Genomic DNA, 23,723 nt, shown 5'->3' with positions numbered 1-23,723 from the left:
TGCTCGGCCGCCAGCCTACCGGCCCGCGCGCCATGGGCCCGCTGGGCGGGACGTGACGCGCAGCACGCTCGTGCACGCGTCCGTCCGGGTGGGTGATCCGTCACCCGCTCGGGAGTTCATGTCGGGCCTGATGTGCGCCGATGTACCCGACATGCTCGGCGACGTCCCCCTGTGGACCACCGTCCTGCAGTTCCTCGCTGCCGGTCTGGTCGGTGGCTTCTGCGTGCTCCAGTGGGTCTGGTGGCGCGGTGCCCGGCGCTCGGACGGGTCGACGTGGTCCCTCGCCCTGTCCGTCGCGATGGCCGCGCTGCTGCTGGTCGCGGGCCTGCACGGCGTCGCCCCGGGCGGCGAGGTGCGCGAGGCCATGTCGTTCCTGCACGGTCAGCTCGTGGGCGTCGTGGCGCTGCTCTGCCTGCCGGCCAGCCGTGCACTCGGGGGCGCGGGCCCACGGCTGCACCCGTGGGTGCTGGCCGCGACCGTCGTCCTCGTGCTGCGCACCGGCCTGTGGTTCCTCACGTTCGGCCCGCTCGACGCACCCGATCTCGTCCCCACGGGCCGGCCCGTCGCGGTCGCCCTGCTCTTCGTCGCCCTCGGCATCGTCGTCGGGTACGTCGTCGCGGCACTCGGCACCGTGCGCCTCAACCCTCTGGGCTGGTTGCTCGTCTCGGCAGCAGGCCTGTCCCTCGCCGCACTGACCGCCGGGACGCTGCTCACCGGCCGACCCGTCGGAGCGCTGCTCGCGAGCCTGTGGCCGCTGCCCCTCGCGGTCGGGCTCGAGCTGCTCGCCTCCGTCCGCCTGCGCCGCGCGCAGCTCACCGCGCAGCGCCGCGAGCTCATGCGCGACGCGCTCTCCGCGGTGACCAACAGCGCGTGGTTCCACCGGGACGCGGACGCGCTGCTCGTCCAGGCCAGGGACGCGGCACGCGAGGTCCTCGGCGACCCGAGCATCGAGGGCTCGTTGCGCCCGCTGCAGCGGGACCGCTTCGTCGCCGACCTGTTCCCCGCCGACCCGGACCGGCTCCTGCCGCACGAGCGGACGTTCCTCATCGACCTCGGTCTGGTGGTCTCCACCGCTGCCGAGCGCTACACCCTGAACACGCGGCTGTCGCGGGCCGCGGTGACGGACACCCTCACCGGCCTGCCGAACCGGCGCGCGGTCGACACGCACCTCCTCGAGGTGCTCGAACGGGCCGCGGTCGAACGGACCCGGGTGTCGGTCGTCTACTGCGACATCGACGGCTTCAAGGACGTCAACGACCGCGAGGGCCACGCGGCCGGGGACGAGCTGCTCCGCCGCACCGCGGACTTCCTGCGCACCTGGGTCGACGACGACACCTACGTGGCCCGCCTCGCGGGCGACGAGTTCGCCGTCGTCGTGTGCCGCGCGCCCGGCGACGACGAGCTGGCCGACCTCGCGAGCCGCGTCCGCAGCGGGTTCGGCAGCCGCGTCGGCACGGTGGCCGGCCCTCGGCTGACCTGCGGTGTCGCGACCTGGAACCCCAGCGACATCGTGGACCCCGACGCGCTGCTGCGACACGCGGACGCGGCGATGCTCGAGGCGAAGCGCACCAAGTCCGGGCACCGGGTCTTCGACTCCGCACTGCGGGCGCGCGCCGAGGGCGCGCGCCGGCTGCGCGCCTCCCTCGAGCGCGCGGTCGAGGAGGACCGCATCACCGCGTACTACCAGCCGATCGTCGACACCAGCACGCTCGAGGTCGTCGGGCTCGAGGCGCTGGCGCGCTGGCGTGAGGGCGACAACCTGATCCTGCCCGAGCACTGGCTCACCCTCGCCGAGCAGAGCGGCCTGATCGTGCCGATCGGGAGGGCGATGCTCCGCCAGGCCCGTCGCGCGCTGGACCGGCACCACATGCCGGTCGCCGTGAACCTCTCGGCGCGTGAGCTCCACGAGAACGACGTCCTCGAGCGCATCGACGCCGCGTGGTCGGGCGGACCCTGGGAGCACCTGACCATCGAGATCACCGAGAGCACGATGCTGCGCACGGCCGCGGCCGTCCCGGTGCTGTCCGAGCTGCGCGCACGCGGCGCACGCATCGCGCTCGACGACTTCGGGACGGGGTTCAGCTCGCTCGCGCGGCTGGCACGGCTGCCCGTGGACGTGCTGAAGATCGACCGGTCGTTCGTCCGGGAGGTCCGCACGCCCCGTGGCGCGGGTCCGGTGCGCGCGATCGTCGCGCTGGCGGAGCACCACGGTCTCGACGTCGTCGCCGAGGGCGTGGAGTCGGCCGGCGACCTGCAGGCGCTGGTCGAGCTCGGTGTGCAGCAGGCGCAGGGGAACTTCGTGGGACGGCCCGCGCCCGGTCTGCCCGTCCGGGGGGCCCGGCCGCAGCCGCGGGTGGCGGGCGGCGTGGTCACGGCCGGCGGCGGTTCACCCCGGGCAGAGATCCGGCTGCCGCGTCGGCGCGTGCACCTCGTGGCTCGTCCCCAGCTGGTGGCGCAGGGGGCCTTCGACGACACGACGCCCGAGCACCTGTGAGGGCGCTCGGGCGTCGTGGGCGGGTCGTGCGACGTCTCAGGCGAGGAGCGTCGGCTTCAGCACGACGAGGCGACCCAGCAGGCCGTTGACGAACGCGGGCGAGTCGTCGGTCGACAGCTCACGCGCGAGGGAGACCGCCTCGTCGACGGCGACGGCGTCCGGCACCTCGTCGTTCCAGAGGATCTCCCAGGTCGCGAGGCGCAGCAGCGCACGGTCGACCGCGGGCATGCGGGCCACCGTCCAGCCGTGCGCGTGCGTCGCGAGGAGCTCGTCGATCCGCTCGGAGTGCGCGAGGACGCCCTCGACGATGTCCACCGCGTACTGGGGCAGCGACGCCTCGGTACCCGGCTCCACGACACGCTTCGCGAGGAGCTCGCGGACGTCCAGGCCACGCTGCTCGGCCTCGAACAGCACGTCGAGCGCGCGCTTGCGCGCCTTGGTCCGGGCGCCCACGTCAGTCGTTCACGCGGCCGAGGTACGACCCGTCGCGGGTGTCGACCTTGACCTTGGTGTTGGCCTCGAGGAACAGCGGGACCTGGATCTCGTACCCGGTCTCCAGCGTCGCGGGCTTGGTGCCGGCCGAGGAGCGGTCACCCTGCAGGCCCGGCTCGGTGTACGTGACCTCGAGGACGACCGACGGGGGCAGCTCGACGTACAGCGGCACGCCCTCGTTGGTCGCGACGAGCGCCGTCTGCGACTCCAGCATGAAGTTCGCGGCGTCGCCGACGGTGGCGGCCGGAACGTTGATCTGGTCGAACGTGTCCGTGTCCATGAACACGAAATCGTCGCCGTCCTTGTACAGGTACTGCATGTCGCGCTTGTCGACGGTGGCCGTCTCGACCTTCAGGCCCGCGTTGAACGTACGGTCGACGATCTTGCCGGACAGCACGTTCTTCAGCTTGGTGCGGACGAACGCCCCGCCCTTGCCAGGCTTGACGTGCTGGAACTCCACGACGGTCCAGAGCTGTCCGTCGATCTTCAGCACGATGCCGTTCTTCAGGTCGTTGGTGGTCGCCACGAGCGTCGTTCTCCCGGTCGGTGGTGGGTGCGCGCCGTGCGGCGCGTCCGGTGCACAGCGCCCCACGGGACGGCTGCCGGCCACGGAGCCGTCGTGCGGGCACCCGGTGCCCGCCGCTTCCGACTCGCTGTGCCCGGCCGGACCGTCGCACGAGGTGCACGGACCGGCCGCAGGCCGTCGACCATCCTAGCGCCCGTGACCGCCCGTCAGAGCAGCAGGCGCGCGACGGCGAGGCCGACGACCGCCGACCACAGCAGCGAGGCGAGGGTCCCGATGACGAACCGCTCGGACGCACCCGGGTTCTCGCGGAGCTCGGGGTAGCGCCCGAGGCCCTTGACGGCCACGACGACCGCGACGCCCTCGGGCACGCCCACCAGCAGGCTCCCGGTCACCGCGAGGCGCTCGAGGACGCCGATCCAGGTGCCGCCGCGCAGGACGATCTGCGCCCCCTCCCCCTCGGGGCCGTCGCTCACGCTCAGACGTTCGAGGAGCACGGGGCCGTGCCCGCCGCGACGCCGTCCGGCGTCGCGGGAGCGCGACGCCAGGCGCAGGACGAGCCGGGTGACGAACCAACCCCCGGCGGAGGAGACGAGCAGGGCGCCGACCCAGATGCCGGCGACGAGGGCGGGATGCACGTCGCCGACCCTCTCGTCAGCCGGCCGCGCGCGTCAACAGGCGCGCCGCAGCGGGGCGCGCGGCGAGCTCCTCGGCCCACAGCGCGGTCAGCAGGCGCTGGCTCACGGCCTGCTGCGACACGCCGAGGGCGCGTGCCACGACACCCTGCCCTGCGTCGTCCGTCTCGCGGGCCGCGTCCACGGCGCGCCACCCGGCCGCCGTGCGCCGGGCCGCCACCGCGCCGATGAGCACGAGCACGGCGTCGGCGTCGGCGGCGGCCTGCGGGTCGGCGCCGCGGACCGCCAGCGGCACGGGTCGCTGGCGGCTCTTCGCCGCCTCGACGGCCTCACGGGCGAGCACGAACGCGGGCCCTGCTCCTTCGCGCGGCGAGGCGGGCAGGGGCTCGTCGACGGCACCGGCGCCGATCCCGACGCTCCAGCCACCGTCGCGCAGGACCCGCAGCGCGGTGTCGACGACGACGTCGGGGTCGTCGAGCACCCCTTGGACCTCGTCGCCGACCGTCCGCTCGAAGCCCCGCACGACGGGCACGCGCGCGAGCGCCGCGAGCAGCTCGGGGACACGGTCGGTACCGCTGCGGCTGCCGCGCTGGTCGATGGTGAGCACGAACATGCGACAAGTCTCTCACCTTGTAGGCATGGCTACAAGGTGAGGCCCTTGTGCAACCGGCGGGCGCCGCCACGACGTCCGCCGATGGCTCGTGGGTCAGAGGAGGATGCCGGTGGCGGGTTCCGGGGTGGTCGAGATCTCGGCGTACGCCGCAGCGAGGAGCGTGGGGTCCGGACCCTCGAGGCGCGACGGGCGCGCGAGGCCGTCGAGGACGACGAAGCGCAGCAGGTCGCCCCGGGTCTTCTTGTCGCGGCGCATGGCCGTCAGGAGCTGCTCCCACCGGTCGCCGCGGTACGTCGTCGGCAACCCGAGAGACGTCAGGACGCTGCGGTGGCGCTCGACGACGTCGTCGTCGAGCCGCCCGGCGAGCCGCGCCAGCTCGGCGACGTAGACCATGCCGACGGAGACGGCCGCGCCGTGGCGCCACCGGTAGCGCTCGACCTGCTCGACGGCGTGCGCGAACGTGTGCCCGTAGTTGAGGATCTCGCGCAGCCCTGCCTCGCGCAGGTCCTCACCGACGACGCGGGCCTTGGTCCGCACGGCCCGCTCGACGAGCTCGGCGAGCACGGGTGAGGACGCGGCCGCCACCGGGTCCTGCAGCAGGGCGGTGTTCTCCTCGACGAGCTCGAGGATCCGCGGGTCGTCGATGAACCCGCACTTGACGATCTCCGCGAGCCCGGCGACGAAGTCGAAGGGCGCCATGGACTCCACGGAGGCGAGGTCGCACAGCACCCCGGCCGGCGGGTGGAACGCGCCGACGAGGTTCTTGCCCTCGGCCGTGTTGATGCCGGTCTTGCCGCCGACCGCGGCGTCGACCATGCCGAGGACGGTGGTGGGGACCTGCACGACGCGCACGCCGCGCAGCCACGTCGCCGCGACGAACCCGGCGAGGTCGGTCGTCGCTCCCCCGCCGAGCCCGACGACGGCGTCGGACCGCGTGAAGTCCGCCTGACCGAGCACGCCCCAGCAGAAGGCCGCGACCTGGGCGGTCTTCTGCTCCTCGGCGTCCGGGACCTGCGCGAGGTACACGTCGTAGCCGTGGGCGACGAGGTCCTCGCGGACGGTCTCGGCCGACGTCGCGAGCGCCGCCGGGTGGACGACGAGCACGCGACGCACCGTGTCGCCGAGCACCGCGGGCAGGTGGCCGAGCAGGTGCCGACCGATGACCACGTCGTACGGCTGGTCCCCCGCGACCGTGACGACGGCCTCGGGGCTCATGCGCCGGCCTCCGAGACGCGCTGGTCGCGCAGCCTCGACTCGATGACCTCGGCGACCTCCACCGGGCGCAGCCCGTCCGTCGACACGTGCACCGTCGCGACCTCCTCGTAGACCGGACGCCGCACGTCCATGAGCGCCTGCCACTGCGCGCGCGGGCTGCCGACCAGCAGGGGGCGCGACTGGTTGAGCCCGACGCGCGGGGCGGCGTGCGCGAGGCTCACGTCGAGGAACACCACCACACCACCGCCCTGGCGGTAGGCCTGCAGCAGGTCGCGCGTGCGCGGGTCCAGCACGGCGCCGCCGCCGAGCGCCAGCACACCGTCGTGCTCGTCCAGCGCGGTCGCGACGGCGGCGCGCTCGAGCTCACGGAAGTGCGGCTCGCCGTCCTCGACGAAGACGTCGGCGACGGACTTGCCCGCGGTCGTCTCCACGTCGGTGTCGGTGTCGCGCGGCTCGAGCTGCCAGCGCTGGGCGAGCGCGGCGGCGACGGTGGACTTGCCCGCGCCGGGCGGGCCGATCAGCACGACGCGGGGTCCGGAGGCAGGGGTGGGACGGGGCACGGCGGCAGCCTAGTCCCGCCCTGCGCCCAGCCCCGCGCGGTCCACGGGCCGGTCGGCCGGCGCCGGACGAACCGCGTCAGGCGAGCAGCTCGGGGACCGCCGTCAGGTACGCCTCGAGGTTGCGCCGGACCTCGGCCACGCTGTCCCCGCCGGTCTTCTCCAGCAGCGTCTGGGCGACGACGAGCGCGACCATCGCCTCGGCGACGACGGCCGCCGGCGGCACCGCGCACACGTCCGACCGCTGGTGGTGGGCCGTGACCGGCTCCCCCGTGGCGGTGTCGACGGTGGCCAGCGCGCGAGGAACCGTCGAGATCGGCTTCATCGCGGCGCGCACGCGCACGACCTCGCCGTTCGACATGCCGCCCTCGATGCCACCGGCGCGGTTGGTGCGCCGCACGATGCGCCCGGACGCGTCGCGCTCGATCTCGTCGTGCGCCTGCGACCCGCGACGTGCCGCGGTCCGGAACCCGTCACCGACCTCGACGCCCTTGATGGCCTGGATGCCCATGAGCGCCGCCGCGAGGCGCGCGTCGAGGCGTCCGTCGGCCTGCACGTAGGTGCCGATGCCCGACGGCAGCCCGTGCACCAGCACCTCGACGACGCCGCCGAGCGTGTCGCCGTCCTTGTGGCACTGGTCGATCTCGGCGACCATCGCCGCGCTCGTCGCGGGGTCGAAGCACCGCACCGGGTCGGCGTCGAGGGCCGCGACGTCGTCGGGCGTCGGCGCGGGCGCGTCGTCCGGCACCGCGACCGGTCCGATGGCGACGACGTGGGACACCAACCGCACGCCCGCGACCTGCTCGAGGAAGGCCGCCGCGACGGTACCGAGCGCGACGCGCGTGGCGGTCTCGCGTGCGGACGCGCGCTCGAGGACGGGGCGCGCGTCGTCGAAGCCGTACTTGCGCATGCCGATCAGGTCGGCGTGGCCCGGGCGGGGCCGCGTCAGCGGGGCGTTGCGCGCCCGCGACAGCACCGCGGGGTCCTCGACGGGGTCGGCGGCCATCACCTCGGCCCACTTGGGCCACTCGGTGTTGCCCACCTCGATCGCGATCGGGCCGCCCTGCGTCAGACCGTGGCGCACACCCGCGAGCAGACGCACCGCGTCCTGCTCGAACTTCATGCGGGCGCCACGCCCGTACCCGAGACGACGCCGCGCGAGCGCGGCCTGGACGTCGGAGGTCTGCACCTGCACACCGGCGGGCAGACCGTCGAGGATGCCGACGAGCGCAGGACCGTGCGACTCACCGGACGTCAACCAACGGAGCATGGGCGCGATCCTTTCACGTGGCGCGACGAGCCGTGCGCGCCGTGCCACACGTCGGACGTCGTCGAGGCAGGGCGGCCCGCTGCCGATGTCGGAGCAGCGGCACGCGTCGCGCGCCAGGGCTCGGCCCGCCGAGCACGGCGACGGCACCGGGACGCGGCCTGTGGCACCCGACCACGACGAGCGTGCGGTGCGGCCGAAGCCGCACCGCACGCACCCGATCGAGCTGCCGCTCCCCCAGCGGGCGAACCGCCCGTCGGCGGACCGCCCTTGAGGTCATTGCCCCAGGACGGGGACCAGGGGGTTCTTGCCCGGCACGGTCGCGGGGAGCGCGGCCGGCGCCGGCTCCGCGTCGGGCGCTGCGGCCCACGGGTCCGGCAGGACGTACGTGAAAGCCGAGACGACCAGCTCCTGGTCACCCGGCGCGGTCGCGGGCTTGCCGGCCGACTCGGTCGCCTCCTTCTGTGCGGTGCCGGTGAAGTCGGTCACGAGCACCAGCCGCGGAAGGGCGTTCTGCAGGTCGTCGACGAAGGCGATCGTCGCGTCGTACGTGCCCAGGACGGTGATCGACAGCGGGATCGCCACCATCCCGGCGGGGACCGCCACCGCGACGGGCGCCACGGCCTCGGGGGCGGGTGCCGTCTCGTCCGCGTCGGCGCTCTGCTCGGCCTCCTCGTCGGTCGAGCCCTCGGTCTCGTCGGCCGGAGGCGGCGGTGCCGCAGCCGAGGCCGGGGGGACCACCGTCACCGGGACGCCCGGGGAGAGCGACGTGACCGTCACCCCGTGCGTCGTTGCCACCTGGTCGACCTGCCTCAGCATGTCGGCAAGCTCTGCGGAGGTCGGGACCTGCACGCGCATGCTCGCGAGCTCGGCCTTGTGCTGGTCGAGCTTCGCGAAGTCGGCCGCGAGGGTCGCGACCTGGAGGTGGAGGATCTCGTTGCGCTCCTCCGTCTGCACCGTCTCCTCACGCACCTCGGCGGCCGCCACGAACGCGGGAGAGATGGCGAGGAACCAGGCGGCGGCCCCGAGCAGAAGGACGAGGAAGACGGTTCCTCCGATCCAGGTGCTGCGCTTCATGTTGCCCACGTCAGCCCTCCTCGGCTGCACCGGGCGCGACGGGCGCGAACCGGTTCGTATAGGCGTCGGACGTCACGCGGATGGTGGCCGACACCGTGAAGTAGGGGGTGCCCGCATCATCCGCGGTGAGCGTCAAAGCCGACACCCACGGGTCGGAGAAGCCCGGGACGGAGGACAGCGCGTCGACCCACGCAGCGGAGTCCGGGACGGTCACCGTGCGGCCCGTGAACTGGATCTGGCCGACCGACGGCCCCTCGAGAGGGCTCCCGGCTGCGGGACCCGCTGCGAGCGGGCTCTCACCCGTGAAGGACAGGGAGTCGATGCTCACCCCCTCGGGGAGCACCGCGGCGATCGCGTCGTAGTACGTGCGCCAGCGGATCTCCGTCGACATCCCGAGCTCACGGGCACGGCTCGTCTGGCCGATGCTGTTGAGGACGATCGGCACCTCGGCGTACTTGGCCTGCTCGGCCAGCAGTCGCTGGGTCTCCTGCTCCGCGACCACGAGCTCGGCACGCGCCTGCGCGCCCCGCAGGACGGCGACCACGTACATGAGGGCCAGGACGAGGAGCGCGATGGCGATGCTCAGCAGCAGCCACCGCTTGAGCCGGTGCAGGCCCCGGGCCGCGGTGACCTCGGGCGGCAGCAGGTTGACCTGCGGGCGCGGCGGGGCGAACGTCGCGGTGCCCTCCTTGCGCGCGCGGGCGGCTTCCAGGATCGTGCTCATGCGGCGACTCCGTACGCGAGGCCCACAGGGAGGGCGAACGAGCTCTCGTGCCCCCGCAGGGCGTCGAGCTGAGCGGTCTTGGCCGGGCGCAGGCCCGCGAGCGGGTCTCCCAGCGTGGTGGGCAGCCTGGAGGCGGAGGACAGGTACTGGCCGAAGCCGGGCAGCTGCGCGCCGCCGCCGGTGAGGACGACGACCTCGATGCCCTGACCGGGGTTGAGTCCTGCGTAGTAGACGAACGTGTTGCGGATCGACTCGACCTGGCCCCGAACCACGGTGCTGATGGCTTCGACCGCCGGCGCGGCGTCGCCCCCCGCGCTGAGGCCGACGCCCAGGTTCCGCTTGATCTGCTCGGCCTCCGGGAACGACACACCGAGCGCGCTGGCGACCGCACCGGTCACCGTCGCTCCGCCGGTCGGCAGCGACCGCACGAGGCGCGGCACGCCGCGGACCGCGATGACGACCGTCGTCACGGTCGCTCCCTGGTCCACGTAGGCGACGACTGCTCGTGCGTAGTCACCCCGGCAGATCGCCCGGAGCAGCGCGAACGCGTTGAGGTCGACCATGACCGGCCGCAGACCCGCACCCTCGGCGGCGAGGACGTTGGCGGTGACCGTGTCACGCTGAGCCGCGACCAGCATGCCCTGCACCATGCGGCCCTGGTCGCCCTGCGTCTCCCCCGTGGGGTAGTAGTCCAGCAGCGCCTCGTCGGCCGACATCGGCAGCAGGTCGTTGACCTGGAAGGAGAGCGAGGACTTCAGCTGCGCAGTCGGCAGCCACGGCAGGTCGAGCTCACGCACGAGCACGCGCTGGTTGCCGACGCCCAGCACCACGTCCTTGCTCTCGAAGCGCGCGCGTCCCCACAGGGTGCGCAGCGACTCGGACACCGTCTCGGGCTGGACCACCTCGCCGTCGCGGACCGCACCTTGCGGCAGCGGCTGCTCGCCGACGCGCACGACGGTCGGATTGGACCGGGCACGATCGCCCTTGGCGAACTCGAGCTCGACTGCTCGCACAGCCGTGGAGCCGATGTCGAGCCCGATGACGCGGGTGCTTGCCACAGGGTGTCCCTTTCTGACGCTGAGGTTCACGTGTCGTATCGGTGCACCCGGCACCCGACTTGAGCGACAGCGGACCGTTCTGCGCAGATCAGGCGCCGACCGTGACCCCGAGGTACCAGTCGAGCAGCGGCGGGGCCACGACGGGCGCGACCGCCGCACCGAGGAGCATCCAGGGACCGAACGGGATCGCCGACTTGCGTCCGGCCCGCCCGAGGGCGATCAGCGCGAGCCCGAGGACGCCGCCGAGCAGGAAGGGCAGGAACAGCCCGACCGCCCAGGTCCCCCAGCCGAACCACCCGAGGAACATGCCCAGGACGCCGGCGAGCTTGACGTCGCCGAGGCCCATGCCCGCCGGGTTCGCGAGGACCAGCGCCAGGTAGGCGGCGCCCATCGCCAGCCCACCGAGCAGGGCGCGCAGCAGGGGGGGCCAGTCCGCGGTGCCGCCCGGGTCGAGGCTGGCCAGTGCGAGGAGCGCGGCGACGACCGGGTACGAGGGCAGCACGATCGCGTCCGGCAGGCGGTGCACGTCCACGTCGATGAGCGCGAGCGCCACCGCCACGGCGGTGAGGTACAGCGCCACGGGGAGCAGCCACGACAGTCCGACCAGCGCCGCCACCAGGCCGAACAGCACGGCGGTGGTGAGCTCGACCAGCGGGTAGCGCCGCGAGATCGGTGCGCCGCAGTCCCGGCAGCGCCCCCGCAGGAGCAGCCACGAGACGACCGGGACGTTGTCGCGCGGCCGGATCTCATGACCGCACGCAGGGCACGCGCTGGGGGGCCGGACCACCGACTCCCCGCGCGGCACGCGCCACACCACGACGTTGAGGAACGAGCCGATCGCGAGTCCCAGAAGCGCGCAGACCGCGACCAGCATCCCCGTCACGGTGCCTTGACCTCCCGCTTGTAGACGACGTCGACCCGCACCCCAGAGGATGACACGGGACTGGTGCTCGCGAGGTCCACCCCGGGGATGCCGATGGGCACGTAGCGCACCTTGAGGGCGTTCCGCAGCTTGACGTCCTTGCCGTACAGCTGCCCGTAGAGCGACATCGTGTTGTTGGTGTCGATCGTGCACGGCGTGTAGCCGAAGAACGTGATGGGCGCGGTGATGTTCGTTCCCGAGTCGAACTTGATGTCGCCGGACCTGTTCGGCCCCACGGTCTTGTTGCACTCGGCGACACCGTTCGGCGTCACGTCCGGGTCCGGGACGATGATCCACACCTGGTGCGGGTCGCCGTCCGCCGACGTGATCGTGAAGTTCCCGGTCGCGTAGAAGTTGTTCGCGAAGATCACCATGTCGGCGCGCAGCTTGATGTTGAGGCCGCCCTGGAACGTGGTCGTCGGGCAGAACCGGGTGTCGAACACCGTGGCCACCGTGGGTCCGACCAGCGGCCCCTTGAGGCTGTAGTCCGCCCCGGCCACCGTGCACTTGTTGCCCGCGGGCATGTACATCTCCGACCAGGTCGGCGCCCCGTTGGCGACGGCGTTCGACGTGACCCAGTCCTTGTAGGCCTGCGCGCGGTTGCCGGCGTTGTCGAAACCCACCCAGTCGGACGGGATGTAGTTGACCTCCGGCAGCCCCACCTTCACGTACTGCGGGAGTGCGCCGGCGCCGACGCCCGTGCGGGTGGTGCCGGCCACCTGCGGGCCGGTCCCCCACGTGGTCATCGCGCCCGCGATGATGACGTCCCGGCCGTACTTCGACCCGCCGGCGAGCGTGGCGTCGGCCGCCACGTAGGTGTCCTGGCCGACCGTGCGCAGGCCCGCACCCTGTTGCTCGTGGACCGTCAGCTTCTTCTTCGACCACAGGTCCTGCGTGATGTGGCAGTTGTTCGAGATCTCGGTCGTGCCCTCGACGACGATGAGGTTGCCGTCGATCTTGACGTTCGAGTTGCAGTTGACGTCGCCGGAGTCCACCCACACGTCGACCGCGGTGTCGGGCAGCGCCGTGTCGAGCGTGAAGCCGTTGGTCGACAGGATCGACGATGCCGCGAAGATCGCCGCGCCCCGCCCGTCGATCGTCAGCGGCGTCAGGTTCACCTTCGTCTGGACGGCGCGCTTGACGTCGGTCCCGGCCCCCGTGGCGACGCCGGTCACGACCGCCGACGCCGGCGTGCCGGTGACGACGCCCGCCGCGCACGGCAGCAGGGCGTCGTGCTCGTCGTAGTACGCGATCGTCGCGGTCGCCTGCGTGCCACCGGGTGAGGTACCGCCTGCGTGGCTCCCCGTGGCCGGCCACTGGCAGGGCGTGCCCACCTCGAGCTCGGCGAAGACGGCGTCGACGACGCCCTCGGCCGTGTGCATCTCGGCGGTGCGCGCCCGGTCCTCCCCCGAGTCCCGCGCGCCCTGGATGCTGGACGCGACCACGACCGAGGCCAGCGCGAGCCCGATGAGGGCGATCGCGACGGCGGAGACGAGCGCACTGCCGCGGTCGCGGCCGCTGTGCGCGAGACGACGTGCGATGGCACGGGACATGGGTTCTCCTCGGGGTGCGATCACGGCGCGGGGACCGTGCCACAGCTGTCGGCCGGGTAGCCGAAGACGGTGTTGCGACCGGTGAGCACGGACGTCACGGTCGTCGGCGCGGACCTCGCGCTCTGGTTCGCGTCCTTGAGCCGCAAGGTCACGCGGATGGTCTGGGCTTCGGAGCCGGCGCTGCCGGCCCGTGCCTCGACGAAGAAGGGCGGCCACGTCGTGTTGTCGTCGGGGTCGAACGTGCCGGTGGGACGGACGACGTCGCGCGCGACCACGCGCCACGCCTCGACGCCACCGGTGACCTGCCACGACGGGCGCCACGAGCGGAACTCCAGCAGCCCGCGGTCGGTGCCCGCGGGGTACCGCACGCGCCACTGCACGCACTGGTAGCTGCCGTCCGTCTGGGTGTAGACCCGCAGCGAGTAGTTCGCCGGCACGCCGGCCGACGCGAGCGACTCCCCCGCCGGGTCGGAGATGACGTTGCCGGAACGCACCTGCCGGTCGATCTGCATGAGGCCGATCCGCGCCTGGTCGGCCGACCGGGTGCGCGCGAGGTTGTCCTTGGTCTGCTGGCTGACAGTCACGAGGACGGAGAACACGATCCCCAGCAGCCCGGCGAAGATCATCATCGACACCATCAGCTCGACCAGCGTCAGCCCTCGCTCCGACTCCCCCGGGCGCATCACCCGCCGCCACGCGGCCCGTGCCTCACGCATCGGGGGCCGCCCGGTACGCCGCGTCGGCCTGGGAGGTCCCGAGACTGGTCGTCGCGACGAAGGCGACCTGCGCCGCCCCGTCGGTCGCCGTCCACCGCACCGCGACGTTGACCGAACCGGCGTCCGCCGAGATCGAGCAGCCCTCGCCCGTGCACGCGACCGGGTCGAGGTTGTCGGTCATGGACATCGCCGGGGTGATCGTCACGGTGGGGGTCGCGGTGACCGTCCACCCGCCACCCGTCCAGGTGGTCGTCCCCCCCACGTAGGTGGCCGAGGTCGTCGCGTTGACGTTCACGCTCGAGTACCCGGTGCCGTTCCAGTACGCGAGCACGGCGCTGCGCGCCCGTGTGGCGGTGGTGACGGGCTGGAGCTTGCCGCGCTGGACGAGCACGCTGTCCGTGTAGGCGGACGTCAGGCGCACCAGCCCCGTGGGCGCCGCACCACCCGCCCACGGGGCGGCACCGAAGACCGCCGTGGGGATGCTCCGGGAGCTGCCGGCCGCCACGCAGCCCGCGCCGTCGAGGACGGTGCACCCGATCCCGGTCGCGCCCGCCGCGGTCGTCAGCCGGGCACCGAACGACGAGGACGCCCCCGCGCCGACGTCGGCCAGGGTGAACGCCTGCCCGGCGACCTCCATGCCGGCGGAAGTCGCGGTGCCGCCGGTCACGGTGGCACCGCTGCAGCCCTGACCGGCCGGGATGCCGGAGGCGCACGACGCCACCATCGAGCTCCTGGCGGCACCACTCACACCCGAGCCGGCGGTCAGCCGGAGCGTCACGCCGCCGCCGCTGATCGTGATCGGGGAGGCGGTCCCGACCGCCGACTGTGCCGGCGGGTTGGAGGGGGCCGCACCCGAGGCGCCGACGTCGTCGGAGGCGCCGTTGTGCAGCTTCGCCCCACCGCTCGTCACCTGCGGCACGGCCGCGTCCGGTGGTGCGAAGCTCGAGGTGGGCATCGCGACGCTGGACTCGGTCGACGTCGTCTGCTGGGACGTGACGCCCACACCGGTGCCCGCGGCCGTCACGGTGCCGGACGAGTGCACGGCACCCGGCAGCAGCTCGCCCGGTGCGACGCCTCCCCCGACGGGGTCGAAGGCGGCCGGCGTCAGCGACGTGACCGGCCCCACGGAGCCACCGCTCGCGGAGAAGAGCGCCTGGCAGGCGCCGAGGAAGGGCATGTTCGCGTTGTCTCCGCACCCGCCCTGCGGGGCGTACGCCTCCGAGCGGAGCAGCACGCTGCGCGGCGTCCCGGTGCGGTTGGCCGTCCAGGAGGTGACGACCGTGAGGGTCAGGACCCCGTCGGCCGTCGCCGGGTTGTCCGACACGTACGCGCGTGAGACGAACTCGACACCCGGGATGGACGGGTCGGTCTGCCGGGTGACGTTCGAGCCACCGGGACCTGACAGCGGGGGTGCGTCCGTCACCTGCGACGACGTCAGCACGAGGGCCTCGTTGATCGCCGGGCTCGAGGGGGGTCGGAGCCGTCCGGCCGAGACGTTGGCGTCCGGGCCCGCGGACTGGAAGGACGTGTGCAGACCTCTGCTGAGCACGAGGTGCGGCAGTGCACGCAGCTCTTCCATGACCTGGTTGGCCACGGCCGTGCCGAGCGAGCGCTGCCGCGTCTGTGCCGTCGTCACCAGGGCCGAGACCTGCACCATCATGAGCGAGACCAGGACCATCGTGATGATCATCATGGCGACGACCAGCTCGATCAGCGTGAACCCGTCGTCGCGCCCGACGCGGTCCCGCGGTCGCAGTCTGTTCACCCTCGGTCTCCTCTGATGGACGTACTCGTGTGGTGGTGGCGGGCCGAGGCCCGCCACCACCACACGACACTCACTCGAAGGTCAGCAACCGCCGGTCTTGTCCAGGCCGTCCTGCGCGCTGTACGAGACCTCGGAGGTCGCGCCCTGCGAACCACCCGAGTACACGACCTCGACGCACCAGCTGGTGGACGCCTGGACCACGTCGGTGCCGGTGTGCGAGTAGGTCGCCGCCGTCACGCCGTTGCTCGCCTTGCCGGCGTCGTTGCCCTGGATCGCGTAGCGCCCGCCGCCGAGGAACACGCCGGCCGTGGCCGTGCCGGTCGTCGCGAGCGGCGCGGTCGCGTCGACGTAGAACGTCGCGATCTCCTTGCCCAGCGTCGACACGTCGGACACGGCAGCCGTGTCGTTCGCCTTCTTGCGCTGGTTGAGGAACACGGGGATCGCGATGGCCGCGAGGATCCCGATGATGATCATGACGACGAGGAGCTCGATCAGGGTGAAACCCCGGTCCTTCTCGTCGATGGACTTGCGGATCCGAGCGATCACGCCGGCCTCCTGTGTGTGCGATATCGGAAAGGAAGACCAGCCCATCAGGGCCGGTTCGGGTCGTACATCCGGTTCATCGACAGTGACTGCCGCCGCCTTGAGCGACCGCACCGAATCGGTGCGCATGATCACCCGTTCGGCCCGCGCCTACTGGATGACGTTGAAGATCTGGAAGATCGGCATGTACAGACCGATGACGATGAAGCCGATGATCCCGCCGATGCCGACGATCATGAGCGGCTCGATGAGGCTCGTGAGCTGCTCCGTCGTCGCCTCGACCTCCTGGTCGTAGAAGTCGGCGACCTTCGCGAGCATCGTGTCCAGGGCCCCGGTGTCCTCGCCGACGGCCATCATCTGCACGACCATCGGCGGGAACACGGGGTGCTGGGACAGCGGTCCCGAGAGCGACTCGCCCCTGCGCACCGAGTCCTGCACGGCGCGTGCCGCGCGCTCGATCACGATGTTGCCGCTGGTCGCGCCGACGATGTCCAGGGCCTGGAGGAGCGGGACGCCCGCGTGGATCATCGTGCTGAAGTTCCGCGTGAAGCGCGAGATCGCGATCTTGCGTGCGAGCGGGCCGAACACCGGCACCCGGAGCATGAGCGGGTCGAGCCGTTCCCGGATCGGCGGGTCGTTCTTGTGCTTGCGCCACCAGACGCTGAACGCCACGAGCCCGATGGCGGTCGGCACGATGGTCCACTTCATGATGTTCGAGAGCACCACGAGGACCCGCGTGAGGAATGGCAGCTCGCCACCGAGGGTCGCGAACATCTCCGCGAAGATCGGGACGATGAACAGCAGCATGCCGATCATCGCGAGGATTGCCACGACGAACACCACGACCGGGTAGGTCATGGCGGACTTGATCTTGCCGCGGAGCTTGACCTCGGCCTCGAAGTTGTTGGCGACCGAGATGAGCGCCTCGTCGAGGAACCCGCCGACCTCACCCGCCTTGACCATGTTGATCATCAACGGCGGGAACACGTCCTCGTGCTTCCCGAGCGCCACCGAGAAGGCGGTCCCCACCTCGACGTCGGAGCGCACCTGCCCGAGGATCTTCGCCAGCGGCTTGGACTCGGTCTGCTCCGCGAGGATCGTCAGCGCGCGCAGGAGCGACAGACCCGAGTCGATCATCGTCGCCAGCTGGCGCGCCATGATCGACAGGTCCTTGAGCTTGATCTTGTTGCCGCCGAAGCCGGGGATGTTGATCTCGGACTGCAGGCCGGCGGTGCTGACCTCGGAGATCGAGACCGCTGCGAGGCCCATCTCGCGCAGCCGGTTGGCCACCGCGGCCTGGTTCGGGGCCTCGACGCGGCCCTTGACGATCTTGCCGGCCCGGTCCCGGACCGCGTACTCGAAGGTCTTCGTCGCGGTCGCCATCAGAAGGCCTGCCCGCCGAGGCCGCCGGTCGCGTTCGACACGCCGGCCTGCGCCTGGGACTGTCCGGAGAACCGGCCCGTGAGCCGGTTGAAGTCCTCGACGTGGTGGCACTTCTCGAGCCCCACCTCGTAGGTGATCTTGCCGGACTTCACCAGCTCCGCGAGGTGCTGGTCGAGCGTGTGCATGCCCTGCTTCGCCCCCGCCTGCATCGAGGAGTAGATCTGGTGCGTCTTGCCCTCGCGGATGAGGTTGCGGATGGCGGGCGTCGCGATCATGACCTCCGTCGCGACGGCACGGCCCGGCTGGTCGGTGCGCTTGCACAGGGTCTGGCAAACCACGGCCTGGATCGCGCCGGCGAGCTGCGTGCGGACCTGCGCCTGCTGGTGCGACGGGAACACGTCGATGACGCGGTCGATGGTCTGGGCGGCGTCCTGCGTGTGCAGGGTCGCGAACACCAGGTGCCCGGTCTCTGCCGCGGTGAGCGCGACGCTGATCGTCTCCAGGTCGCGCATCTCCCCCACGAGGATGATGTCGGGGTCCTGGCGCAGCACGTGCTTGAGGGCGTTGGCGAACGAGTGCGTGTCCGCACCGACCTCACGCTGGTTGACGAGCGACTTCTTGTGCCGGTGGAGGAACTCGATGGGGTCCTCGACCGTCATGATGTGGTCCTGGCGCGTGCGGTTGGCCAGGTCGATGATCGAGGCCAGCGTCGTCGACTTGCCCGACCCGGTCGGCCCGGTGACCAGCACGAGCCCGCGGGGCAGGCCCGCGAACGTCCCGACGACCGGCGGCACGCCGAGTTCCTCCAGCGGCTTGATCTCGTACGGGATCACACGGAACGCCGCGCCGATGGACTCGCGCTGCTGGTAGACGTTGACGCGGAACCGCGCGAGCCCGCGCACGGCGTACGACAGGTCGAGCTCGAGCTCCTCCTCGTACCTCTCCCGCTGCTTCTGGGCGAGGATCGAGTAGATCGAGCGGCGCAGGCCGTCCGGCATGACGGGGCCGAACTGGTCCAGCGGCTGCAGCGACCCCGAGATCCGGACCATCGGCGGCGATCCGGTGGTGAAGTGCACGTCGGACGCCCCGAGCCGGACCATCTCGCGCAGCACGTCGTCGATGGGCAGGTCACCGGCCTGCTCCGCCTGGCCCATCGCCCGGCGCGGCGCACCGTCGGCCGGCGGCCGGGCAGGTGGCACCTGCGGCGACTGCGGTGCGGGCACGTGAGCCGGCGGCGGGACGGCACCGGTCGGCAGGGGCGCCGGCGTGTACGACTGCTGACCCGCAGGCCCCCCGTGCGTCTGCGGCGTGTAGGCAGCCGCGACGGGGCCGCCCGACGCAGGCGCGTAGGTCTGGGCTGCGGGCGCGCCCGCAGCCGACGGGTACGCCTGCGTCGCCCCGGCCGACGGGTACGCCGGGGTCCCGGCGGCCGAGGGGTAGGCCGGCGCCGCGGGTGCGCCCGTGCCCGCTGCGGGTGCCTGGTGCTGCGACACCGCGGCGCTCTGGGAGGGCACGGGCGTGAACATGGGTGTGCCACCCGGGCCGGCCTGCGGTCCGGCGGGCCGGTACGGCGGCAGCGGGCGCGACGCTCCGCTCGGGTGGCCCTGGTAGGCGTCGGTCACGTCGTCCTCCACATGCGTCTGTCCTGCGCCGCGGTGTCGTCGGGACGGCCGCGCTCCAGTGCACCCGAGGGTGCCCTTGTCTCATCGGACCGGGTACCGCGCGACTTGAGCGGCGACGCGCAACGACTCACGCGACGACGCGGAGGATCTCCTCGATCGACGTCAGTCCCGACGCGACCTTCTGCCACCCGTCGTCGCGGAGCGTGATCATGCCCTGCTTGACCGCCGTGGCTGCGATGTCCGCGGACGACGAGTGCGCGACCGCGTGGCGCTCGATGTCCTCGGTGACGCGCATCACCTCGTGCAGCGCGAGCCGCCCCTTGTAGCCCGTGCGCGAGCAGGCGGCGCAACCGGCCGGCCGGAAGAACTCCGGCAGGTCCTCCCCCTCGACCCAGGGGAACCGCGCCGCCGTGAGCTCCGTAGGCGTCGGACGGTAGGCCTCCTTGCACTTCGGGCAGAGCCGCCGCGCGAGCCGCTGCGCGACGACGCAGTCGAGCGCCGACCCCACGAGGAACGGCTCGATGCCCATCTCCGTCAGACGCGTGACCGCCGAGGGCGCGTCGTTCGTGTGCAGCGTCGAGAGCACCAGGTGACCGGTGAGGGCGGCCTCGATCGCGATCTGCGCCGTCTCGTGGTCGCGGATCTCACCGAGGAGCACGACGTCGGGGTCGGACCGCAGGATCGAGCGGAGCGCCGCCGCGAAGGTCAGGCCAGCCTTGGGGTTCACCTGGACCTGGTTGATGCCCCCGAGCCGGTACTCGACCGGGTCCTCGACGGTGATGACGTTGATCTCCGGCTTGGAGACCGCGTTGAGCGTCGCATACAGCGTCGTCGACTTGCCCGAGCCCGTGGGCCCGGTGACGAGGATCATGCCGTACGGCTTGGAGTACGACTCCTTGTACGTGGCGTAGTTGTGCTCGAGGAACGACAGGTCCCGCAGGTCGAGGCTCGCGGTGGAGTTGTCGAGGATGCGCATGACGATCTTCTCGCCCCACACCGTGGGCAGCGTCGCCACGCGCAGGTCGATCTTGCGGCCGTTGTGCACGACCGACATGCGGCCGTCCTGCGGCTTGCGCTTCTCGGCGATGTCGATGTCGCTCATGATCTTCACGCGGCTGATCACGCCGCCGGTGATGTTCTTGGGTGCCCGCTGCGTCTCGTGGAGCACGCCGTCGATGCGGTAGCGCACGCGCAGGTCGTGCTCGCTGGGCTCGATGTGGATGTCGGAGGCGCGGTCGGTGATCGCCTGCGTCACCAGGAGGTTCACGAACCGGACGATGGGGGCCTCGTCGTCGAGGACGTCCCCCATGCGCGTCGACAGGTCCTCCTCGGGCTGGTGCGACTCCTCGAACGCGTTGGTGAGGTCCTCCATCTCACCGTCGGCGCGGCAGTACCGGTCGATCGCGCGCAGCACGTTGTCGTGGGTCGCGACGACCGCGACCACCGTCATGCCCGACATGGTGCGCACGTCGTCGACCGCGACGACGTTGCCCGGGTCCGCCGTCGCCAGGACCAGCGCGCCGTTGCGCACGCCGACCGGGAGCACCGAGTGCCGCCGGCACAGGGCACCGGGGACCGCCGCCACCGCCGTGCGGTCGACCGGGTACTCGTCGAGGTCGACGAACTCCATGCCGACCTGCGCGGCCAGCGCCCGCACGAGCTGCGCCTCGGTGAGGATCCCCAGCTCGACGAGCGTGCGCCCCAGGGACGTCCCCAGGGAGTGCTGCTCGTCGAGCGCGGCCAGGAGCTGCGCCTCCGTGACGAGACCTTCGTCGAGCAGAACCTCACCGAGCTGCTTCACACACGCCTCCTGTGTCCGTGGCGCCGACAGCGGCACCTCGGGAGACATCGGCACCGTGGCAGGCCGCCTGAAGCGTCCGGCACGGACGAAGGTCCGCGGTGTGCAGGTCAGGACACGGCGGGCGCGAGCGCGTCGTCCAGGGCCGCGGCCATCGCCGCGAGGGGTGCCGGAGCACCGGTCATGAGCCGCACCTGCTCGGCCGCCTGGTGCAGGAGCATCCGCTCGCCGCCCACCACGCGCCCACCGCGGGTGGCCCACGCGGCAGCCAGCGCCGTGGGTCGCGGGTCGTAGCACACGTCGAGGAGCACGCCTGTGATGTCGGCGACCACGGCGTCGGCGACCACGGCGGCGGCCAACGGGTCCGCGGCGTGCGCCGGCAGGGTGCTGACGACCACGTCGAGCCGTCCGATCTCACCCGCCGCGTCGTCGAGCCGGCACAGGCGCGGTTCGACGCCCATGCGGTGCGCAGCGCGCAACAGGCCCCCGGCCCGCGCCTGGGACCGCACGTACACCCGGGGGGACGTACATCCCAGCTGCGCGAGCGCGGCGAGGGTCGACGCCGCGGTCGCGCCCGCCCCGACGACGCCGGCGGAGCGCACACCTCCGCTGACCCCAGCCTCACCGATCGCGGCGACCAGGCCGTACACGTCGGTGTTGGCACCCGTGAGCATGCGCCCCGGACCCGAGCCGTGCACGAGGACGGTGTTGACGGCACCGACCACCTGCGCGAGGGGCTCGACGTGGTCCAGGAGCGGCACGACCGTCTGCTTGAGCGGCATGGTCAGACTCAGTCCCGCCCAGGACGCGTCGAGACCCGCGAGGAACGTCGGCAACTGCTCCTCCGTGACGTCGACGGCGCCGTACCGCCACGTGTCCAGCCCCAGCGCGGCGTACGCCGCCCGGTGCAGCACGGGTGACAGCGAGTGCGCGATCGGGTGGCCGAGCACCGCCGCGCGGCGGTGCGCTGCCGTCACCCCCCGTTCTCCTTCTGCCACTGCCGCAGCAGCGCGACGTTCTCCTGGTGCTCGTCGTGCGTCTCGGCGAAGCGGGTCTCACCGGTCTCGAGGTCGATCGCGACCCAGAACACCCACTTGCCCTCGGCGGGGTTGAGCGCGGCGTCGATGGAGATCTCTCCGGGCGACGCGATGGGCGTCGGCGGCAGACCCAGGTGCTTGTACGTGTTGTACGGGTTGCTCGGGTCCTGCGTGTTCTCGCGCGTCAGAGCCGTCCCGGAGATCCCCAGGCCGTAGGCGACGGCGGCGTCGACGTCGAGCGTCATGCCGCGGTCCAGCCGGTTCTGGATGGCGCGGGCCATGATGGGCCGGTCCGTGTGGAGCTTGGCCTCCTTCTCGATCAGCGACGCCTTCTTCAGCACGTCCTGCCACTGGTCCTGCGGCACGCCCTTCGAGTTGAGAACCTGGACGGTCTTGGCGACCATCTGCGCCAGGATCGCCGGCGCCTGCATGCCAGGCTCGATCTGGTAGGTGGAGGGGAACAGCCAGCCCTCGACGTTGCCTCCCGCCTCGGCCGGCAGACCGATGGCGGCGGGATCGGCCGCGGCCGCGCGGACGTCTTCGATGCTGATGAGCGCGACCTTGCTGATGCGCGTGAAGATGTCCTCGGCGGTCAGCCCCTCGGGGATCGTGACCTTCATCGACACCTTGCTCTTGGGGTCGAGCAGTGCCTGGACCGCCTTCTCGGCCTTCATCTCCAGCATGAGCTGGTACGTGCCGGGCTGGATGGACGCGGCGTCGGGGTTCGCATTGAACGCCGTGCGGAAGGCCTCCTCGGACGCGACGATGCCGGCGTCGTGCAGGGTCGTCGCGATCGCGGCCCCCGAGTCGCCGGCCTCGATGACGATCGTCGGGGCACCCGGCCGCCCCGACCCGGGGTAGTCCGTCACCTGCGCCGCGTCGCCCGATCCGCCGAAGAGCGACTTGCCCATCAGGGAGAACACCACGTAGACCGCTCCGGCCACGAGCACCAGAGCCACGATCAGCACGGAGACGGACCGGCGGCGGCGCTGCTTGCGCATCCGCTCCTCGCGCTTGCGCCCGGACGCGCGGGACCGGCGACGCGGCTCCGGCTCACCCGGTGCAGCCGCGACACGGTCACCGCCGAACAGCTCGGTCACGCTCTCGTCCGACTTCACCGGGGCCCACCACTCCGTCTGGTTGCTCACCTGCGCGTCACTCCACAGTCGTCGTGCCGTCACCCGCAACGCCCCCGCGCGCCGGTGCGGAGCGGTCAGGGTCCACCTCGACCCGTTCCCCGGGACGACGTCCCGTGGACCTCTCCACGTCCAGCGCGTGCTGCAGGATCACCACCGCGGCCGCCTGGTCGACGACCTGCCGGTGGCGGCGCCCGGATCGGCCGGCCGCCTGAAGCGCGTGATGCGCGGTCACCGTGCTCATCCGCTCATCCACGAGCCGGACCTGGAGAGGCCCGACCGCGTGCGCCAGTGCGACAGCGTACGCGCGCGCGACCCCGGCCGACGACCCCTCGGCCCCGGAGAGGTGACGCGGCAGCCCGACATACACGACTTGTGCACGTCGCTCCCGCGCCTCGTCCGCGATCCGTGCCACGTCGGTGGCCGTCGACGACGGCTTGCCCGCCGCGCGCGCCAGCGTGGCGACGGGCGTGGCGAGCATCCCGTCGGGGTCGCTCGCCGCGACGCCGACACGCACGGTGCCGACGTCGACCGCGAGGCGGGCGCCACGCGTCACCACGTCCACGTCGGGCGTGTCGCGGGGCGCCACGGCG

At 72.3% G+C, this 23,723-nt stretch carries 22 protein-coding genes; 1 reads left to right on the top strand and 21 read right to left on the bottom strand.

Annotated elements, in window-relative coordinates; genetic code table 11:
- The first annotated feature begins 52 nt into the window (after window positions 1–52).
- The gene (locus tag NP048_RS09320) at window positions 53–2,494 is read left to right on the top strand and encodes a putative bifunctional diguanylate cyclase/phosphodiesterase (RefSeq protein WP_227578711.1); all 2,442 of its coding nucleotides are present in this window, start codon (window positions 53–55) and stop codon (window positions 2,492–2,494) included.
- Window positions 2,495–2,530: 36 nt separating this feature from the next.
- Here the strand turns inward: NP048_RS09320 and nusB are convergent, their stop codons facing one another.
- The 21 genes from nusB to ruvX form a co-directional block, all read right to left on the bottom strand.
- Window positions 2,531–2,947, bottom strand: a complete 417-nt coding sequence (gene nusB / locus NP048_RS09315; RefSeq protein ID WP_227578710.1) for a transcription antitermination factor NusB — start codon at window positions 2,945–2,947, stop codon at window positions 2,531–2,533.
- A gap of 1 nt (window position 2,948) precedes the next feature.
- Window positions 2,949–3,512, bottom strand: a complete 564-nt coding sequence (efp, locus tag NP048_RS09310) for an elongation factor P (protein ID WP_227578709.1) — start codon at window positions 3,510–3,512, stop codon at window positions 2,949–2,951.
- Window positions 3,513–3,718: 206 nt separating this feature from the next.
- On the bottom strand, window positions 3,719–4,147 hold the full coding sequence (locus NP048_RS09305) for a hypothetical protein (protein WP_227578708.1): 429 nt from the start codon (window positions 4,145–4,147) through the stop codon (window positions 3,719–3,721).
- Window positions 4,148–4,163: 16 nt separating this feature from the next.
- On the bottom strand, window positions 4,164–4,757 hold the full coding sequence (locus NP048_RS09300; RefSeq protein WP_227578707.1) for a hypothetical protein: 594 nt from the start codon (window positions 4,755–4,757) through the stop codon (window positions 4,164–4,166).
- A 93-nt stretch (window positions 4,758–4,850) separates the two neighbouring features.
- On the bottom strand, window positions 4,851–5,972 hold the full coding sequence (aroB, locus tag NP048_RS09295) for a 3-dehydroquinate synthase (RefSeq protein WP_227578706.1): 1,122 nt from the start codon (window positions 5,970–5,972) through the stop codon (window positions 4,851–4,853).
- Window positions 5,969–6,532 carry a shikimate kinase gene (locus NP048_RS09290; RefSeq protein WP_227578705.1) on the bottom strand — a complete coding sequence of 188 codons (564 nt, stop codon included), beginning with the start codon at window positions 6,530–6,532 and terminating at the stop codon, window positions 5,969–5,971. Before NP048_RS09290 ends, aroB begins: the two co-directional genes overlap by 4 nt.
- A 76-nt stretch (window positions 6,533–6,608) precedes the next feature.
- Window positions 6,609–7,799 (bottom strand): chorismate synthase, encoded by a 1,191-nt coding sequence (gene aroC / locus NP048_RS09285; protein ID WP_227578704.1) that lies wholly within the window; start codon window positions 7,797–7,799, stop codon window positions 6,609–6,611.
- A gap of 273 nt (window positions 7,800–8,072) precedes the next feature.
- A complete protein-coding gene (locus NP048_RS09280; RefSeq protein WP_227578703.1) occupies window positions 8,073–8,873 on the bottom strand; it encodes a type IV pilus inner membrane component PilO in 801 nt (266 codons plus the stop codon).
- 10 nt (window positions 8,874–8,883) lie between these two features.
- Window positions 8,884–9,597 (bottom strand): PilN domain-containing protein, encoded by a 714-nt coding sequence (locus tag NP048_RS09275; RefSeq protein WP_227578702.1) that lies wholly within the window; start codon window positions 9,595–9,597, stop codon window positions 8,884–8,886.
- On the bottom strand, window positions 9,594–10,655 hold the full coding sequence (pilM, locus tag NP048_RS09270) for a type IV pilus assembly protein PilM (RefSeq protein WP_227578701.1): 1,062 nt from the start codon (window positions 10,653–10,655) through the stop codon (window positions 9,594–9,596). Before pilM ends, NP048_RS09275 begins: the two co-directional genes overlap by 4 nt.
- A gap of 88 nt (window positions 10,656–10,743) precedes the next feature.
- A complete protein-coding gene (locus tag NP048_RS09265) occupies window positions 10,744–11,529 on the bottom strand; it encodes a prepilin peptidase (RefSeq protein ID WP_227578700.1) in 786 nt (261 codons plus the stop codon).
- 5 nt (window positions 11,530–11,534) lie between these two features.
- Entirely contained in the window at window positions 11,535–13,130 is a 1,596-nt protein-coding gene (locus tag NP048_RS09260) for a hypothetical protein (RefSeq protein ID WP_227578699.1), read from the bottom strand.
- A gap of 20 nt (window positions 13,131–13,150) precedes the next feature.
- Window positions 13,151–13,846, bottom strand: a complete 696-nt coding sequence (locus tag NP048_RS09255) for a PilW family protein (RefSeq protein WP_227578698.1) — start codon at window positions 13,844–13,846, stop codon at window positions 13,151–13,153.
- Window positions 13,839–15,611: a type II secretion system protein gene (locus tag NP048_RS09250; RefSeq protein WP_227578697.1), complete on the bottom strand. Its 1,773-nt coding sequence runs from the start codon at window positions 15,609–15,611 to the stop codon at window positions 13,839–13,841. The genes NP048_RS09255 and NP048_RS09250 overlap by 8 nt, the downstream gene beginning before the upstream one ends.
- A gap of 81 nt (window positions 15,612–15,692) precedes the next feature.
- Complete coding sequence (locus NP048_RS09245; protein WP_227578696.1) at window positions 15,693–16,157, bottom strand: type II secretion system protein; 465 nt, start codon at window positions 16,155–16,157, stop codon at window positions 15,693–15,695.
- A 147-nt stretch (window positions 16,158–16,304) separates the two neighbouring features.
- Entirely contained in the window at window positions 16,305–17,537 is a 1,233-nt protein-coding gene (locus NP048_RS09240; protein ID WP_227578695.1) for a type II secretion system F family protein, read from the bottom strand.
- Window positions 17,537–19,159, bottom strand: coding sequence for a type IV pilus twitching motility protein PilT (locus NP048_RS09235; protein WP_284439733.1), 1,623 nt, complete (start codon window positions 19,157–19,159; stop codon window positions 17,537–17,539). Before NP048_RS09235 ends, NP048_RS09240 begins: the two co-directional genes overlap by 1 nt.
- 127 nt (window positions 19,160–19,286) lie before the next feature.
- A complete protein-coding gene (locus NP048_RS09230; RefSeq protein ID WP_227578694.1) occupies window positions 19,287–20,960 on the bottom strand; it encodes a GspE/PulE family protein in 1,674 nt (557 codons plus the stop codon).
- Between the two features lie 107 nt (window positions 20,961–21,067).
- On the bottom strand, window positions 21,068–21,934 hold the full coding sequence (locus tag NP048_RS09225) for a shikimate dehydrogenase (protein WP_227578693.1): 867 nt from the start codon (window positions 21,932–21,934) through the stop codon (window positions 21,068–21,070).
- Window positions 21,931–23,142: an endolytic transglycosylase MltG gene (mltG, locus tag NP048_RS09220; protein ID WP_227578692.1), complete on the bottom strand. Its 1,212-nt coding sequence runs from the start codon at window positions 23,140–23,142 to the stop codon at window positions 21,931–21,933. The genes NP048_RS09225 and mltG overlap by 4 nt, the downstream gene beginning before the upstream one ends.
- Window positions 23,143–23,149: 7 nt before the next feature.
- A complete protein-coding gene (ruvX, locus tag NP048_RS09215; RefSeq protein WP_227578691.1) occupies window positions 23,150–23,719 on the bottom strand; it encodes a Holliday junction resolvase RuvX in 570 nt (189 codons plus the stop codon).
- Window positions 23,720–23,723: the final 4 nt, after the last annotated feature.

The organism is Cellulomonas xiejunii, from assembly GCF_024508315.1.
Lineage (GTDB): Bacteria > Actinomycetota > Actinomycetes > Actinomycetales > Cellulomonadaceae > Cellulomonas > Cellulomonas xiejunii.
The sequence above is the reverse complement of the archived record's forward strand: the minus strand, read 5'-3'. Positions and strand labels throughout refer to the sequence as shown.

Coding starts and splice junctions, on each gene's coding strand:
- NP048_RS09240 (WP_227578695.1), bottom strand. CDS start 17,537: ATGGCGACCGCGACGAAGACCTTCGAGTACGCGGTCCGGGACCGGGCC.
- aroC (WP_227578704.1), bottom strand. CDS start 7,799: ATGCTCCGTTGGTTGACGTCCGGTGAGTCGCACGGTCCTGCGCTCGTC.
- aroB (WP_227578706.1), bottom strand. CDS start 5,972: ATGAGCCCCGAGGCCGTCGTCACGGTCGCGGGGGACCAGCCGTACGAC.
- NP048_RS09300 (WP_227578707.1), bottom strand. CDS start 4,757: ATGTTCGTGCTCACCATCGACCAGCGCGGCAGCCGCAGCGGTACCGAC.
- NP048_RS09275 (WP_227578702.1), bottom strand. CDS start 9,597: ATGAGCACGATCCTGGAAGCCGCCCGCGCGCGCAAGGAGGGCACCGCG.
- NP048_RS09255 (WP_227578698.1), bottom strand. CDS start 13,846: ATGCGTGAGGCACGGGCCGCGTGGCGGCGGGTGATGCGCCCGGGGGAG.
- NP048_RS09260 (WP_227578699.1), bottom strand. CDS start 13,130: ATGTCCCGTGCCATCGCACGTCGTCTCGCGCACAGCGGCCGCGACCGC.
- NP048_RS09280 (WP_227578703.1), bottom strand. CDS start 8,873: ATGAAGCGCAGCACCTGGATCGGAGGAACCGTCTTCCTCGTCCTTCTG.
- NP048_RS09265 (WP_227578700.1), bottom strand. CDS start 11,529: ATGCTGGTCGCGGTCTGCGCGCTTCTGGGACTCGCGATCGGCTCGTTC.